Source organism: Microbacterium sp. Au-Mic1, from assembly GCF_021341785.1.
Lineage (GTDB): Bacteria > Actinomycetota > Actinomycetes > Actinomycetales > Microbacteriaceae > Microbacterium.
The window spans coordinates 410,499-424,852 of the sequence record NZ_JAJTTF010000001.1 but is presented as its reverse complement, the minus strand read 5'-3'; the positions used below and the strand labels follow the sequence as shown (position 1 = coordinate 424,852).

The following is a 14,354-nucleotide window of genomic DNA, read 5'->3' as shown; positions in this document are numbered from 1 at the left end:
CCAGTCTATGCGGACGGATCCGCCCCTTCGGTTCCTTCCGCCTCCGCGTCGCCGGACGCCGCCAGTCGCGCACCGCCTGCTGCCCGCTGGGCCTCGCGGACGCGCTTGCGCAGGTTCTTGTCGGTGATCTCGCGATCGCCGACCGCGCCGGGAGTCCACAGCTCCACGTCCTCGTCGCCGTAGCTGGGCTTCTTCGCCGCACGGCGCTTCACATCAGGCGGAATGGCGCCGGGGGCGAGTCGGCGCGCGGTGATGAGGAAGCCCGTGTGCGCGACCATCCGGTGATCCGGCCGCACCGCCAGGCCTTCGACGTGCCAGCCGCGGACCATGGTCTCCGAGGACTCCGGCTCGGTGAACAGGCCCGTACCGCGGACGTACTCGGCGACCCGGGAGAGCTGCGTGGCGGTGGCGATGTAACAGAGCACCACGCCGCCGGGGGCGAGCGCCTCCGCGACCGCGTCGATGCACTCCCACGGCGCGAGCATGTCCAGCACGACCCGATCGACGGTGCCGGCCGAGAACTCGGTGGACAGCTGCTCCTGAAGATCGCCCACGACGACGCTCCAGGTCTCGGGGAGCTCACCCAGGAAGGTCTCCACGTTGGCGCGCGCGACGTCGGCGAAGTCGTCGCGACGCTCGAAGGACACCAGGCGTCCGCTCGGTCCGATCGCTCGCAGCAGGGACAACGAGAGGGCCCCGGACCCGACACCGGCTTCGACGACGGTCGCACCGGGGAAGATGTCGGCCTGGGTCAGGATCTGCGCCGCATCCTTGGGATACACGATGGCCGCGCCGCGCGGCATGGACATGACGAAGTCGCGCAGCAGCGGACGCAGCGCGAGGTATTCGTTGCCCGAGCTGTTGGCGACGACGGAGCCGTCCGGCAGGCCGATGAGATCGCGGTGACGCAGAACGCCGTGGTGCGTGTGCAGCTCGCCCTCCGCGCGCAGCGTGACGGTGTGCATCCGGCCCTTGGGGCCCGTCAGCTGCACGCGATCGCCCTCACGGAACGGGCCGCTGGGCCTCTGCGCGCTCACAGGGCCGCCTCCGCGCGGGCGGCGCGGACACGGGTGAACTCGACGGCGAGGTCATCGACTCCGCGCCCGTCCAGCGAGTCCCAGATGGCATCCGCATCGAGACCGTCGAGGGCGACGATGTGCGGCACGCCGATCGCGACCGTACGGGCGGATACGGCGGCCTGCAATCCGGTGCGCGAATCCTCGAGCGCCACGGTGTCGGCGATGTCGACGCCGAGCGCGTCGGCCGCCTGCAGATAGGGGTCCGGGAAGGGCTTGGGACGTTCGACGTCATCGCCGCCGACGATCACGTCGAACGCGTCGAAACCGATGAGCGACACGATGTCCTCGGCCATGCGACGCAGCGACATGGTGACCAGGGCCGTGCGGATGCCCGCCTCGCGCAGCTCGCGCAGCAGCTCCCGCGCGCCCGGCCGGAACGGCACGCCGTCCTGCTGCAGACGCACGCGCACGCGCTCGGTGAGCTCGTCCACGATCTCCTGGGCACCCATCTCGACACCGGCGCCCTGGAGGATGATCGCGCTGTCGATCAGGCCGTTGCCGACCAGCTGCAGAGCCTGCTCATGGGTCCAGGTGCCGCCGAAGGACTCGATGAGATCGGTCTCGGCGTCCATCCAGTACGGTTCGGTGTCGACAAGGGTTCCGTCCATGTCCCAGAGGACCGCGCGAGGGTGCTGATTCACTCCCCCATCGTACCGGCGGCCCGCGCCGCCGACGGTGGCGGGGACTAGCCTGGACGGAACACACGGCGCAGGTCGCCGCAGGAAGGAACACTGTGCAGGTACTCGGAACCCGGATCGTCGTCGCCGCCTTCGACGGCTGGAACGACGCCGGAGAGGCCGCATCAGCCGCTGCCGAGCAGATCGACGACGGCGGCTACTCCCTCGTGCACGCGGCCGATCCCGAGCTGTACTTCGACTACCAGTGGGCCCGCCCGACGCTCGAACGCGACCAGGCGGGCAATCGCAGCCTCCGCTGGCCCTCGGCACGGATGCTGCGGCCCGCCGGAGCCCCGGAGAGCACCGAGCCGAGGCTGTGGCTGCTGACCGGCACCGAGCCCGCGCGGGCATGGCAGGCGTTCAGCGCCGAGTTCATCGACGCGGCACTCAGCGAGGACGTCACGGGCTTCGTGACACTCGGCGCGATGCTCTCGGACGTGCCGCACACCCGCCCCATCTCGATCTTCGCGTCGAGCGAGAACGCCGAGGTCCGCGAGGCGCTCGGCATCGAGCGCTCGACGTACGAGGGCCCGATCGGAATACTCTCCGCTCTCGAGCACGCTGCGGAGGAGGCCGGGATCCCCGCGCTGTCGCTCTGGGCCAACGTGCCCCATTACGTGCAGACCGGCGGCTCGTCCCCCAAGGCGACGCTGGCCCTGTTGGACCGGCTGCACGAGGTGACCGGGGTCGACGTGCCGCGAGGATCGCTGTCGACCGAAGCCGCCATGTGGGAGGCGACGATCGACGCCGCCGCCGCGGAGGACGAGGAGATGGCCGCCTACATCGCGCAGCTCGAGACGAAGCGCGACACCTGGGAATCCCCCGACGCCTCGGGCGAGGCGATCGCACAGGCCTTCGAGCGGTTCTTCCGTCGCAACGGCGAGGGTCCGGGCGAGCACAAGCGCTGAGCCGTCGCGCCCGCACGGATTCCGATCCGCCCGCGCGGGCGGACGCGCGGTCAGGGCTTGATCACGCCGAGCGCGAGCAGGACGATGAGCACGATGCCGAGCAGGATCCGGTAGACCACGAACGGCAGGAAGCTGCGCTGCGAGATCCAGCGCATGAAGAACGCGATGACGCCCAGGCCCACGACGAAGGCGATGCCCGTGGCGGCGAGGGTCTCGCCCGCGGAGAACACGCTCGGCTCGCCGATGCTCTTGACCGCCTGATAGACGCCGGATCCGAAGACGGCCGGGATCGCGAGCAGGAACGCGTAGCGCGCGGCCGCCTCGCGCTCATAGCCGAGCAGCAGGCCCGCCGTGATCGTGCCGCCCGACCGGGACACGCCGGGGATCAGCGCGAGCGACTGCGCGAGGCCGTACACGATGCCGTGACCGAGGGTGAGGTCCTTGAGGGTGCGCCGACGCGCCCCGATCGCATCCGCGACGCCGAGCAGCACGCCGAACACGATGAGCATGATCGCGACCAGCCACAGCGAACGGAACACGGTCTCGATCTGGTCCTTGAAGACCAGACCGAGCACGACGATCGGGATGCTGCCGATGATGATCAGCCATCCCATCCTGGCATCGGGGTCGTTGCGCGGGATCCGGCCGATCAGGGCGGCCCACCAGTTCCCGATGATCCGGACGATGTCGCGCCAGAAGAACACCACGACGGCCGCCTCGGTGCCGATCTGGGTGATCGCGGTGAACGCGGCGCCGGGATCCTGTGCGCTCGGCAGGAAGGCGCCGACGATGCGGAGGTGCGCGCTGGAGGAGATCGGCAGGAACTCGGTGAGGCCCTGGACGATCCCCAGGAAGATGGCTTCGAGAAGGTGCATGGATCGCTTTCGCGTCGTGCGCAGGCTCGCGCGGGGAGGTCGGTCTGTGGTCGTGAACCGGAGCGGCGGTCAGTAGGTGCGCAGCAGGTCGGTCAGCACGCGCTGCCCGAACACCAGCGAATCGATCGGCACGCGCTCGTCCACGCCGTGGAACATGCCGGTGAAGTCGAGATCGGCGGGCAGTCTCAGCGGCGCGAAGCCGTAGCCCGTGATGCCGAGGAACGCGAGCGCCTTGTTGTCCGTGCCCGCGCCGAGCAGGTACGGGATGACGGGGACGCCCGGATCGTGCCGCTCGAGCGCCGCGACCATGGCGTCGACGAGAGGACCGGCGAACGGCGTCTCCATGCCGATGTCCTGCACCACCATCTCGAGCTCGATGTCGTCGCCGACGAGTGCGCGCAGCTGCCTGAGCACGTCCTCTTCCTGGCCCGGGATCACACGCACGTCGATGAGCGCCTCGGCGCGCTCGGGAATGACGTTGTGCTTGTAACCGGCCTGCAGCACGGTGGGGTTCGTCGTCGTGCGCAGCGTGGAGCGCAGGAACGCCTCGGCGGGGCCCGCCGTCGCGGCCAGGGCATCGGGGTCGTCCACGGGAAGGCCTGTCAGCGCGCTCATCCGGTCGAGGAAGTCGCGAGTGGTGTCGGTGAGCTGGATCGGCCACGAGGTGCGGCCGATCGCGGCGACGGCGTCGGCGAGTTTCGTCACCGCGTTGTCGGGATGGAAGCGGCTGCCGTGCCCGGCACGCCCCTTCGCGATGAGGCGGATCCACATCAGCGCCTTCTCCCCCACCTGCAGCAGGTAGGCGCGCTGGTCTCCGACGGGGATCGAATATCCGCCGACCTCACTGATCGCCTCGGACGCCCCCGCGAACCACTCGGGCCGGTTCTGCACGACAAGAGCGGAGCCCTCGACGCCGCCGTTCTCCTCATCGGCGAAGAACACCAGGATCAGGTCGCGCTCGGGCTGCTCGCCCGCCCGCAGGATCTCCGCCACGGACGTGAGGATCATCGCGTCCATGTTCTTCATGTCGACCGCGCCGCGGCCCCAGAGCATGCCGTCCTGCACGATGCCGGCGAACGGGTCCACGCTCCAATCCCGCGCCATCGCGGGCACGACGTCGAGATGCCCGTGCACGACGAGCGCCGGCTTGTCCTTGTTCCGACCCTCCACCCGCGCCATGACGTTCGTCCGCCGCGGGATCGGCTCGTAGTACTCCGGCTGCAGGCCGAGCGACTCCAGGTAGGCCCCGACGTACTCCGCGGCCTCCCGCTCGCCCTTCGCGTCGCCGCCGCCGAAGTTGGACGTGTCGAAACGGATGAGCTCGGCGGCGATCCGCGCGACCTCGGGAAGTCCGGCATCCGTCTGGGGCATGGCACCAGGCTATCGAACCCCTGCGACGCGCCCGACGTGCACCCTGGTTCGAGCAGGCCCCAGGATCGTGCTAATCTCGATCTTCGGTTGGGAACAGCCGAAAACACCAGCGCGGGTGGCGGAATAGGTAGACGCGCTAGCTTGAGGTGCTAGTGCCCGAATAGGGCGTGGGGGTTCAAGTCCCCCCTCGCGCACGCTGGTAAGAAGGCCCCGGGTCCGAAAGGATCCGGGGCCTTCTTCGTGCCCGGTCAGTCGATGGGCGGATACGAGGAGAGCCGGGATCAGCGATCCCGGCTCTCCTCGTATCCGCCGTGGGTCAGCCGACGCTGACGTTGAACAGCAGACCCAGCACGTAGGTGACGGCGGCGGCGCCGAATCCGATCGCCAACTGGCGCAGACCGCGCCGCAGCGGCGGCCCGCCGGAGAGCACCCCGACGGTCGCACCGGTGCCGAGCAGGGCGATCCCGACGAGCGTGAGGGCCAGGAGCACCGCCGGCGTGCCCTGCATCCCGAAGATCCACGGCAGCACCGGCACGATCGCGCCGGACGCGAAGAGCAGGAAGCTCGAGATCGCGGCCGGCCAGGCGTTGCCGATGATCTCGTGCTCGTCGCCATCGGCGATCGGCACGCGCAGCGGGCCGGTGGCCCGCTGCGCCATTCCGGCCTTGGCCGCGCTCACGACGCGGCGGGCGCGCTGCAGCGACTCGTCGGCGTCCATGCCCCTCGCCCGGTACACGAGCGCGAGCTCGTTCTCATCGAGGTCGAGGTCGCTCGCGGTGGCGTCGCCGTGCCCGTTCTCCTCGGTGGCCTCCAGCAGCTCGCGCTGCGAGCGCACGGACACGAACTCGCCCGCCCCCATCGAGAGCGCCCCGGCGAGCAGGCCCGCGAAGCCGCTGAACAGCACGAACCCGCTGCTCACACCGGTGGCGCCGATGCCGAGCACGAGCGCCAGGTTGCTCACCAGACCATCGTTCGCGCCGAACACCGCGGCCCGGAAGGACCCTGAGAGCTGGCGCCGACCACGCGCGGCGAGCCCGCGGACCACTTCGAAGTGCACCTTCTCATCCGCACGCATGGCCGGTGTGGCGTATGCCTCGGAGTCGTACGGGGATCGCGCTTCGGCGCTCTGCGCGAGTGCGAGCACGAAGATGGATCCGAAGCGCCCCGCCATCCAGCCGAGGATCCGGGTGCGCAGGCCGGGACGCGGAAGACGGTGCGGCTCTCCGCCGAGCAGCTCGAGCCAGTGCGCCTCGTGACGCCCCTCGGCGGCGGCGAGCTCGAGCAGGATCTCGCGTTCCTCGCCTTCGCGGCGCTGGGCGAGCTGTTGATAGACATGCGCCTCCGCGCGCTCCTCGACGAGGTAGCGCGCCCAGCGACGGCGGTCGGCCGCTGTGGGCTCGGCGGGGACAGGAGCAGGGGTGTTCATGACGTCCTTCACGGATCGGGGCAACCGTTCCACGCTATCGATCCAGGCCCCGAGGATCCGCGCCAGGACGGGGATTGACAGCATTTCGGGGATCCGAACCGGGAGATTCCGGGCGCGTCCGTACGACCTGCTCAGCGGCCGATCGCTCCGAGACGGAATCGGCTCAGGAGCGCACGCGTCGGCGCAGCAGATCGATGCGCGACTGCAGCTGCGTCACGGTGGCCTGCGCGACCGCGGGGCCGCCGCACAGCCGACGCAGTTCGGCGTGCACGGCGCCGTGCGGGTCGCCGGTCTGGCGCGCATAGACGCCGACGAGACTGTTCAGCAGCTGCCGCTGCTCGCGCAGGGTGCGGTGCAGCGGCTCCGGCAGCGTCGTGGTCGGCGCCGGGGTGACGGCCTCGCGCGCTTCCCGCAGCCGCGACTGCCGCGACTGCCGCTGCATGAGCAGCTCGTGCACGTGCTCGGGTTCGAGCAGGCCCGGGATCCCGATGAACTCCTCCTCCTCGGGCGTGCCCGGCTCGGCGAGCTGGCCGAACTCCTTGCCGTCGAAGACGACGCGGTCGAAATGCGCGAGCGAGGAGATCGCCTGATAGCTGAACTCCTGGGTGAGTGCATCAGAGGCGTCCTCCTCGCGGTTCGCGTTCTCCAGCAGCGAATCCTCGAGCCCGTCCTCGTCCTTCGACTGCCGATCCAGGGCGTGGTCCCGCTGCCGCTCGAGCTCGTTGGCGAGCTTCATGAGCACGGGGACGTTGGGCAGGAACACGCTCGCCGCCTCGCCGCGACGGCGGGCGCGCACGAAGCGGCCGATGGCCTGCGCGAAGAAGAGCGGCGTCGACGACGACGTGGCGTACACGCCGACCGCGAGGCGGGGCACGTCCACGCCCTCGGACACCATGCGCACGGCCACCATCCAACGGTCGCCCGACGCGCTGAACTTCTCGATCCGCTCCGAGGCGGTCGCATCGTCGCTCAGCACGACGGTGGGGCGCTGCCCCGTGAGCGAGTGCAGGATCTTGGCATACGCGCGGGCGACCGTCTGATCGGTCGCGAGCACGAGACCGCCCGCATCGGGGACATGATGGCGGATCTCGGTGAGCCGCCGATCGGCGGCAGAGAGCACGGCGGGCATCCACTCCCCCTCCGGGTCCAGCGCCGTGCGCCAGGCCTGAGAGGTGACGTCCTTGGTGTTGTCCTGGCCGAGGTGCGCCTCGAGCTCGTCGCCGGCGCTCGTGCGCCAGCGCATCTTTCCCGCGTACATGTGGAACAGCACGGGGCGGACCACGCCGTCCTGCAGCGCCCGCCCGTAGCCGTACGCGTAATCCGTGCTGGAGATCCGGGCACCCGATTCGTCGGGCAGGTACTCGACGAACGGGATCGGCGCAGTGTCGCTGCGGAACGGGGTTCCCGACAGCAGCAGACGTCGCTTCGCCGACCCGTAGGCGTCGCGGATGGCGTCGCCCCAGCTGAGGGCATCACCGCCGTGGTGCACCTCGTCGAGGATGACGAGCGTGCGCGCGTCCTCCGTGAGGTGTTTGTGCACCGATGACTTCGCAGCGACCTGCGCGTACGTGACGACGACGCCGTGGTACTGGCGGGAGGGCGCCCAATGGCTGTTGCGGAACCGCGGATCCAGGCGGATGTGCACCCGCGCGGCGGCGTCGGCCCACTGCGTCTTGAGGTGCTCGGTCGGCGCGACCACGATCACCCGGTCGACCTCGTTCGTGCGCAGCAGCTCGACCGCGAGCGTGAGCGCGAACGTGGTCTTGCCGGCGCCCGGCGTCGCGGCGACGAGGAAGTCCCGGCGCTCGGGGATCCGGAAGTACTCCTCCAGAGCTTCGCGCTGCCATGCCCTCAGCCTGTCTGCGGTGCCCCAGGGCGCGCGCTGAGGGAAGGACGGGGAGAGCATGGGATTCCACGATAGACGAGGCGGCTGACATTCCCGGGCGCGTCGGATCCCCTGACGCCGGTCTCAGCATTCCCAAGGGATCGGCTCAGCGGATCCACGACGGGCGACCCTAGAGTGCGAGCCGGCATTCCATTCGGAGCGCCCTGCCCGAAGGAATCTCTGTGACACGACACCGTTCGGCGCGCCCGATCGCCCAGCACAGCTCTGCACGACGGCCACGCGCTTGGGCGCGAGCACTCCGCGCGCTCGGCATCGCCCTCGCCGTGGTCCTGGTGAGCACCGCGGCCGTGGTCGGATATGTGGTCAGCGATCTCACCGCAGCGGTGGCGCACAACAGCGTGCAGCTCGAAGGCGGTCCCACGACCGCGCCCGACATCGGCGCGTACAAGAACGGCTTCAACCTGCTCGTCGTCGGCATCGACGCCTGCGAACCGAAGTACGCGGACCTGTTCCCCGGCCGTTGCGATGGCCCCGACGCGTCGAGCGTGAACAACGACGTGACCGTGCTCATGCACGTCTCGAACTCACCGCGCCGCATCACGGTCGTGAGCTTCCCGCGCGACATGATCGTGCCCGTGCCGTCGTGCACGACGAAGGACGGCACGAACGTGTCCGCGCAGAGCGCCGCCCAGATCAACACGACCTATGACGAGGGCGGGCTGTCCTGCGTCGCCAAGACGGTGTCGGCGCTGTCCGGGCAGCAGGTCGACTTCGCCGCCGCAGTGAACTTCGGCACCGTGATCGACATAACGAACGCGATCGGCGGAGTCCAGGTCTGCCTCGCCACCCCGATCGACGACGCCTACACGGGCCTCAACCTGAGCACCGGCGAGCACACGATCCAGGGCCTCCAGGCGCTGCAGTTCCTGCGCACCAGGCATGGCCTCGTGAGCGGCAGCGACCTCGCGCGCATCGGCAACCAGCAGCAGTATCTGGCCAGCCTCGCCCGCCAGCTCACGAGTGGGAAGGTGCTGTCGAACGTGCCCGAAGTGCTCAAGATCGCCACGATCGCGCTGACGAACCTCGAGGCCAGCACGACTCTCAAGAACCCGGCCACGATCCTTCAGCTCGCCCTCGCCGTCAAGGACGTGCAGCCCTCAGACATCACGTTCATCCAGTATCCGAACGTCACCGACCCCGACAACCCCAACCGCGTCATCCCGGATGCCCCCTCCGCGCAGACGCTCTGGTCCGCCGTCGCGGCGAACCAACCGGTCCTGATCACGCACCAGAACACGGTGAACGACGGAGTCACGGTCGAACCGACGACGCCCACGGACGCGCCGACGCCCGGTCCCGCCGGCTCGGCGGCTCCGACCTCGACGCCGACGCCGGCCGCTTCTGCGGTCCCGCTCTCCGACAACGTGCGCGGCAGTACGGCGGCCCAGCAGACCTGCACGAACGGCGACACCAGCGGCTGATCCCCACGTGCGCGGGTAGTCTCGGATGCTGTGCCGCGCCGAGCAGGCGCCCGCGAGGAGGAGAGGATCATGTCCGGTCACGAACCGCGCACCCCGTACGTCCCCAATGAGACGCCGCACCCGTGGCATCGCTATGTGGCGATCGGCGACTCGTTCACCGAAGGCATCGGCGACCCCGATCCGACGGCCCCGGGGGGCCACCGCGGCTGGGCCGATCGCGTCGCGGAGGTGCTCGGCGCGCAGAGCGAGGACTTCGCGTACGCCAACCTCGCCGTGCGCGGCAAGCTCATCGGACAGATCAGCGATGAGCAGATCGCCCCGGCGATCGCGCTGAACCCCGATCTGATCACGCTCTGCGCCGGGGGGAACGACGTCATCCGCCCGGGGACCGATCCCGACGAGATCGCCGTGCTGCTCGACGACATGGTCACGCGCCTCGATCGCACGGGCGCCGCGATCGTGCTGTTCACCGGCATCGACACGAACTTCACCCCCGTGTTCCGCCCGTTCCGCGGAAAGGTCGCGATCTACAACGAGAACGTGCGCGCGATCGCCGAGCGGCACGACTGCATCGTCGCCGATCAGTGGGGCCTGAAGATCATCCAGGATCCGCGTTTCTTCGCCGACGACCGGCTGCACATGAACCCGCTCGGCCATCACGAGGTCGCCCGTATGGTGCTGCGCGCCCTGAATGTGCCCAGCGACCTGCGGGAGATGGTCGCCGACCCGTTCCCCGCCCGCACCTGGCGGGAGGCCCGCAGCGAGGACCTGATCTGGGCGCGCACGCACCTGGTGCCGTGGGTGCTGCGACGCCTGCGCCACCAGTCGTCCGGAGACAGCATCGAGGCCAAGCGTCCCGAGCCGCTGCCCGTGGTGCTGCCGCACGACGAGTGACCCGGAGACCGCGTGGGCGGGACGGCGAACGGCCGTTCAGCCGCGCGGCGGATGCTGCAGCGCCCAGAGCGCGACAGCCGCGGTCGAGGCGACGTTGAGCGAGTCCACGCCACCGGCCATGGGGATGGTCACCACGGCGTCCGCGGCCGCCAGCGCCTGGGCGGTCAGGCCGGGCCCCTCGGATCCGAACGCGAGTGCGACACGTTCGGGACGCCGTGCGGCATAGGCGTCGAGCGTCTCGGCGTCGTCCCGCAGCGCCAGTGCGGCGAGCCGGATCCCCTCGCTCCGCAGGATCGGCACCAGCTCGTCCCAGCTGTCGAACCGCGTCCACGGCACCTGGAACACCGTGCCGGTGCTGACCTTCACGCTGCGGCGGTACAGCGGGTCCGCGCAGCGGGCGGAGACCAGCACCGCATCGGCGCCGAGGGCCGCCGCGGCGCGGAAGGCCGATCCGACGTTCTGGTGCTCGATGAGATCCTCCAGCACCAGCATCGTGCGCGACCCGCGCACCACCTCTGCGAGCGGCGGCAGCGAGGGCCGGTGCATGGCCGCCAGCGCGCCGCGGTGCACGGGGAACCCGGCCACGGCCTCGACCACCGCGTCGGGGCAGACGTACGCTTCGACGTCGGCATACCCGAAGAGCGCGCGCAGACCGTCCAGCCAGCGCTCCTGGGTCAGGACGGAGCGCGGGCGATGCCCCGCGCGCACAGCGCGCTCGATGACCTTGAGCGATTCGGCGATGTACAGCCCGCCGTCGACGTCGCCGCGAGTGCGCAACGCCGTGTCGGTGAGCCCGCGGTAGTCGTCGAGTCGAGGATCTGCGGGGTCGTCGATGCGGGTCTCATGCACGGATCCACTCTTCCAGGTCGCTCGGGTCCGACGAGTTCTGCACGCCATCGGCACGCATCGGCGACTCGGCCGCTGTCCGTCAACGCGCCCGTAGACTCGGGCGAGGAGGTCGGATGAACACCAGCACGCCGTCGCTGCACGCGCAGCTCGAGCCCGTCGCGGAACTCCTCGCCGACCGCCGCATCGCGTTCCTCACCGGCGCCGGCCTCTCCACCGACTCGGGCATCCCGGCGTATCGCGGCGCCGGATCGATGCGACGGCGCACGCCCATGACCGTGCAGACGTTCCTGGGCTCGCAGGAGGCGCAGCGTCGGTATTGGCTGGGCAGCCATCTCGGCTGGCGCTCGTTCGGCACCGCTGCGGCGAACCCCGGCCACCACGCCATCGCCGGACTCGAGAGAGACGGGCATGCGGTCGGCGTCATCACGCAGAACGTGGACGGCCTGCATCTGGCCGCCGGTTCCGCACGCGTGGTCGAGCTGCACGGCACCATGCGCACCGTGCTGTGCCTGCAGTGCGGCCAGAGCTTCTCCCGCGACGCCGTGGCCGCGCAGATCGAGAGTCGCAACGCCTGGCTCGACGTTCCGGACGACGTGCTGCTCGGCCCGGACGGCGATGTCAGGCCCGAGACGACCGCGGGCTTCGTCCTGCCGGTCTGCACGGTCTGCGCAGGGCCGCTCAAGCCCGACGTCGTCTTCTTCGGCGAGTTCATCCCGGCCCAGCGGTTCGCGACTGCGGAGGCACTGCTGCGCTCGGGCGACGCATTGGTCGTCGCCGGTTCCTCGCTGGTGGTGAACTCCGGCATCCGCATCATCGAGCGCGCACGCCGCCGCAGCCTCCCCATCGTCATCGTCAACCTCGAGCCCACCAGGGCCGATGCCTGGGCCTCCGCGACCATCGCGGCATCCACGAGCGTCGTCCTCCCCGCCCTCCAGGAGCTGCTCACGTGACCCTCATCACTCTCATCCGCCACGGCCAGACCGACTGGAATCTGGAGGGACGGATCCAGGGGTCCACCGACATCCCGCTGAACGACACCGGTCGCGCCCAGGCGCGCGCCGCCGCCGTGCGCCTCGCCGGCCGGCCCTTCGATCACGTCTATGCGAGCCCGCTCGTCCGCGCCCTCGAGACCGCGGAGATCATCGCCCGCGAGCTCGGGCTCGCGGTGCCGCTGATCACCGTGGGGATGCGCGAGCACGAGTTCGGCGAGGCGGAAGGGCTGCTCTGGGATCAGTACCGGGAGCGGTTCGGAGCACGTCACGATGACGTGCCCGGAGCCGAGACCACCGCACAGCTGACGGACCGCGCGCTCGCCTCGCTCGCCCGTATCGACCTCGCGGCCCGCCGACGCTCCGCCCCGCGAGTGGAGTCCGTGCTCGTGTGCACCCACGGCGGCGTCATCCGCGCCCTGCTCGAGCACGCCTCGGGCGGCACGCTGCCGGCACCCGGCGAGCGGCTCGGCAACGGATCCGTGCACCGCTTCGCGATGGACGGCGGCGGCCTGAGACTGCTCGACGCCGCCGTCGTCTGAACGTGGCTCCCGCGGGGCGGCGCCCCGATCGGGAACGGCGCCGGGCGTAGGATCGAAGACGCCGCCGACCCGAGGAGAGCCGTGAATCCCGCCCCTGCACCGACCTGGCGGATGTGGCTGATCTGGATCGTGGGTGTGTCGGCCTACGTCGTGTCGATCACGAATCGCACGTCGCTGTCCGCGGTCGGGGTGGACGCCGCGCACCTGTTCCAAGCGGATGCGTCGACCCTGTCGCTCTTCGCCGTGCTCCAGCTCGCGGTGTACGGACTCATGCAGATCCCGGTCGGCCTGCTGCTGGACCGCTTCGGTTCCCGGCCGATCATGGTCGCCGGAATGCTGCTGATGGCGGTGGGCCAGCTCGTGATGGCGTTCGCGCCGAATGTCGGCGTCGCGATCGTCGCGCGCATGATCCTCGGCGCCGGCGACGCCGCGATCTTCCCCGGCGTGCTGCGCCTCGTCGCGATCTGGTTCCCGGCGCAACGGGGCCCGCTGATGGCGCAGCTGACCGGCATCGTCGGCCAGCTCGGGCAGCTCGTCGCGCTCCTCCCCCTGCCCGTACTGCTGCACTCGACCTCGTGGTCCGTCACGTTCGGTTCTCTCGCCGGGCTCGGCGTGCTGTTCACCGTGCTCGTGTTCGCGCTGATCCGCAACCGCCCTCCCGAGCTCACCCAGGACGTCTCGGTGAACACCGACACCGGTGCGATCCGCGTCGTCACCTCCCAGGCGGACCTGCGCGTGTCGCTGCGCGAGGCGCTGGCCCACCCCGGCACCCGGCTGGGCTTCTGGACGCACTTCACGACCCCGTTCGCCGGCACGGCCTTCATGATGCTGTGGGGCATCCCGTTCCTCACGAACGGCGAGGGACTCTCGATCGGCGCGGCCTCGCTGGTGACCACGGTCTACGTCATCTTCGGGATCCTGTTCGGTCCCGTCCTCGGTGCACTGTCCGCCCGTCATCCGACGAGCCGGTCCCTCATGCTCGTGCTGCCGACGATCGCGCTCCAGGTGCTCGTCTGGCTCGCCGTGATCCTGTGGCCCGGCACGGCGCCGCTGTGGCTGCTGATCCTGCTGGCGATCGCACTCGCCACCGGCGGACCCGCGTCGATGGTCGCGTTCGACCACGCGCGCACGCACAATCCGCAGCATCGGCTGAGCACCGCCACCGGCGTGGTCAACGGCGGCGGCTTCCTGGCCGCCCTCATCGCGATCTTCCTGATCGGTCTCGCGCTCGATCTGCAGGGCGCGGGCACGCCGGCCACTTACTCGCTCGACGCGTTCCGGTGGGCGTTCCTCACCCAGATCCCGCTCTGGGTGCTCGGCACGGTCTTCATCGTGCGGGAGCGGCGCCTGACCCGGCGGGTCCTGGGTCTGGACCGCCATCCCCGGAACGACTGACCGCGCGATCAGCGACCGCGCG

Annotated in this window: 13 protein-coding genes and 1 tRNA gene; 7 read left to right on the top strand and 7 right to left on the bottom strand. The window is 70.3% G+C overall.

Translation table 11 applies throughout. The features are described from left to right. Positions 1 to 5 precede the first annotated feature (5 nt). Both LXM50_RS02075 and LXM50_RS02070 read right to left on the bottom strand, forming a co-directional pair. The gene (locus LXM50_RS02075; RefSeq protein WP_233309440.1) at positions 6 to 1,037 is read right to left on the bottom strand and encodes a tRNA (adenine-N1)-methyltransferase; all 1,032 of its coding nucleotides are present in this window, start codon (positions 1,035 to 1,037) and stop codon (positions 6 to 8) included. Further along, positions 1,034 to 1,720 (bottom strand): HAD family phosphatase, encoded by a 687-nt coding sequence (locus tag LXM50_RS02070; protein WP_308192500.1) that lies wholly within the window; start codon positions 1,718 to 1,720, stop codon positions 1,034 to 1,036. Before LXM50_RS02070 ends, LXM50_RS02075 begins: the two co-directional genes overlap by 4 nt. A gap of 92 nt (positions 1,721 to 1,812) precedes the next feature. On the opposite strand from LXM50_RS02070, the gene LXM50_RS02065 reads away from it, so the two are divergent. Next, a complete protein-coding gene (locus tag LXM50_RS02065; RefSeq protein WP_233309439.1) occupies positions 1,813 to 2,664 on the top strand; it encodes a PAC2 family protein in 852 nt (283 codons plus the stop codon). Between the two features lie 50 nt (positions 2,665 to 2,714). Here the strand turns inward: LXM50_RS02065 and LXM50_RS02060 are convergent, their stop codons facing one another. Beyond that, positions 2,715 to 3,539, bottom strand: a complete 825-nt coding sequence (locus LXM50_RS02060; protein ID WP_233309438.1) for an undecaprenyl-diphosphate phosphatase — start codon at positions 3,537 to 3,539, stop codon at positions 2,715 to 2,717. 69 nt (positions 3,540 to 3,608) lie between these two features. Then, positions 3,609 to 4,910: a M20/M25/M40 family metallo-hydrolase gene (locus LXM50_RS02055; RefSeq protein ID WP_233309437.1), complete on the bottom strand. Its 1,302-nt coding sequence runs from the start codon at positions 4,908 to 4,910 to the stop codon at positions 3,609 to 3,611. A gap of 109 nt (positions 4,911 to 5,019) precedes the next feature. On the opposite strand from LXM50_RS02055, the gene LXM50_RS02050 reads away from it, so the two are divergent. Beyond that, positions 5,020 to 5,104, top strand: a tRNA-Leu gene (locus tag LXM50_RS02050). 122 nt (positions 5,105 to 5,226) lie between these two features. Here LXM50_RS02050 and LXM50_RS02045 read toward each other — a convergent pair. Next, positions 5,227 to 6,336 carry a VIT1/CCC1 transporter family protein gene (locus tag LXM50_RS02045; protein ID WP_233309436.1) on the bottom strand — a complete coding sequence of 370 codons (1,110 nt, stop codon included), beginning with the start codon at positions 6,334 to 6,336 and terminating at the stop codon, positions 5,227 to 5,229. Positions 6,337 to 6,499: 163 nt separating this feature from the next. Then, on the bottom strand, positions 6,500 to 8,242 hold the full coding sequence (locus LXM50_RS02040) for a DEAD/DEAH box helicase (protein ID WP_233309435.1): 1,743 nt from the start codon (positions 8,240 to 8,242) through the stop codon (positions 6,500 to 6,502). A 161-nt stretch (positions 8,243 to 8,403) separates the two neighbouring features. Here LXM50_RS02040 and LXM50_RS02035 point away from each other — a divergent pair, with 161 nt between their 5' ends. Together LXM50_RS02035 and LXM50_RS02030 are read left to right on the top strand one after the other, a co-directional pair. After that, complete coding sequence (locus LXM50_RS02035; protein ID WP_233309434.1) at positions 8,404 to 9,663, top strand: LCP family protein; 1,260 nt, start codon at positions 8,404 to 8,406, stop codon at positions 9,661 to 9,663. A 69-nt stretch (positions 9,664 to 9,732) separates the two neighbouring features. Beyond that, positions 9,733 to 10,557 (top strand): SGNH/GDSL hydrolase family protein, encoded by an 825-nt coding sequence (locus tag LXM50_RS02030; RefSeq protein ID WP_233309433.1) that lies wholly within the window; start codon positions 9,733 to 9,735, stop codon positions 10,555 to 10,557. A gap of 36 nt (positions 10,558 to 10,593) precedes the next feature. Here LXM50_RS02030 and LXM50_RS02025 read toward each other — a convergent pair whose 3' ends face one another. Then, on the bottom strand, positions 10,594 to 11,406 hold the full coding sequence (locus LXM50_RS02025) for an RNA methyltransferase (protein WP_233309432.1): 813 nt from the start codon (positions 11,404 to 11,406) through the stop codon (positions 10,594 to 10,596). A gap of 113 nt (positions 11,407 to 11,519) precedes the next feature. Here LXM50_RS02025 and LXM50_RS02020 point away from each other — a divergent pair, with 113 nt between their 5' ends. The 3 genes from LXM50_RS02020 (at position 11,520) to LXM50_RS02010 (ending at position 14,332) form a co-directional block, all read left to right on the top strand. Next, a complete protein-coding gene (locus tag LXM50_RS02020; protein WP_233309431.1) occupies positions 11,520 to 12,356 on the top strand; it encodes a Sir2 family NAD-dependent protein deacetylase in 837 nt (278 codons plus the stop codon). Beyond that, positions 12,353 to 12,937: a histidine phosphatase family protein gene (locus LXM50_RS02015; RefSeq protein ID WP_233309430.1), complete on the top strand. Its 585-nt coding sequence runs from the start codon at positions 12,353 to 12,355 to the stop codon at positions 12,935 to 12,937. Before LXM50_RS02020 ends, LXM50_RS02015 begins: the two co-directional genes overlap by 4 nt. A gap of 111 nt (positions 12,938 to 13,048) precedes the next feature. Continuing rightward, positions 13,049 to 14,332, top strand: a complete 1,284-nt coding sequence (locus tag LXM50_RS02010; protein ID WP_233309550.1) for a nitrate/nitrite transporter — start codon at positions 13,049 to 13,051, stop codon at positions 14,330 to 14,332. Positions 14,333 to 14,354: the final 22 nt, after the last annotated feature.

Coding starts and splice junctions, on each gene's coding strand:
- LXM50_RS02020 (WP_233309431.1), top strand. CDS start 11,520: ATGAACACCAGCACGCCGTCGCTGCACGCGCAGCTCGAGCCCGTCGCG.
- LXM50_RS02030 (WP_233309433.1), top strand. CDS start 9,733: ATGTCCGGTCACGAACCGCGCACCCCGTACGTCCCCAATGAGACGCCG.
- LXM50_RS02010 (WP_233309550.1), top strand. CDS start 13,049: ATGTGGCTGATCTGGATCGTGGGTGTGTCGGCCTACGTCGTGTCGATC.
- LXM50_RS02045 (WP_233309436.1), bottom strand. CDS start 6,336: ATGAACACCCCTGCTCCTGTCCCCGCCGAGCCCACAGCGGCCGACCGC.
- LXM50_RS02040 (WP_233309435.1), bottom strand. CDS start 8,242: ATGCTCTCCCCGTCCTTCCCTCAGCGCGCGCCCTGGGGCACCGCAGAC.
- LXM50_RS02055 (WP_233309437.1), bottom strand. CDS start 4,910: ATGCCCCAGACGGATGCCGGACTTCCCGAGGTCGCGCGGATCGCCGCC.
- LXM50_RS02060 (WP_233309438.1), bottom strand. CDS start 3,539: ATGCACCTTCTCGAAGCCATCTTCCTGGGGATCGTCCAGGGCCTCACC.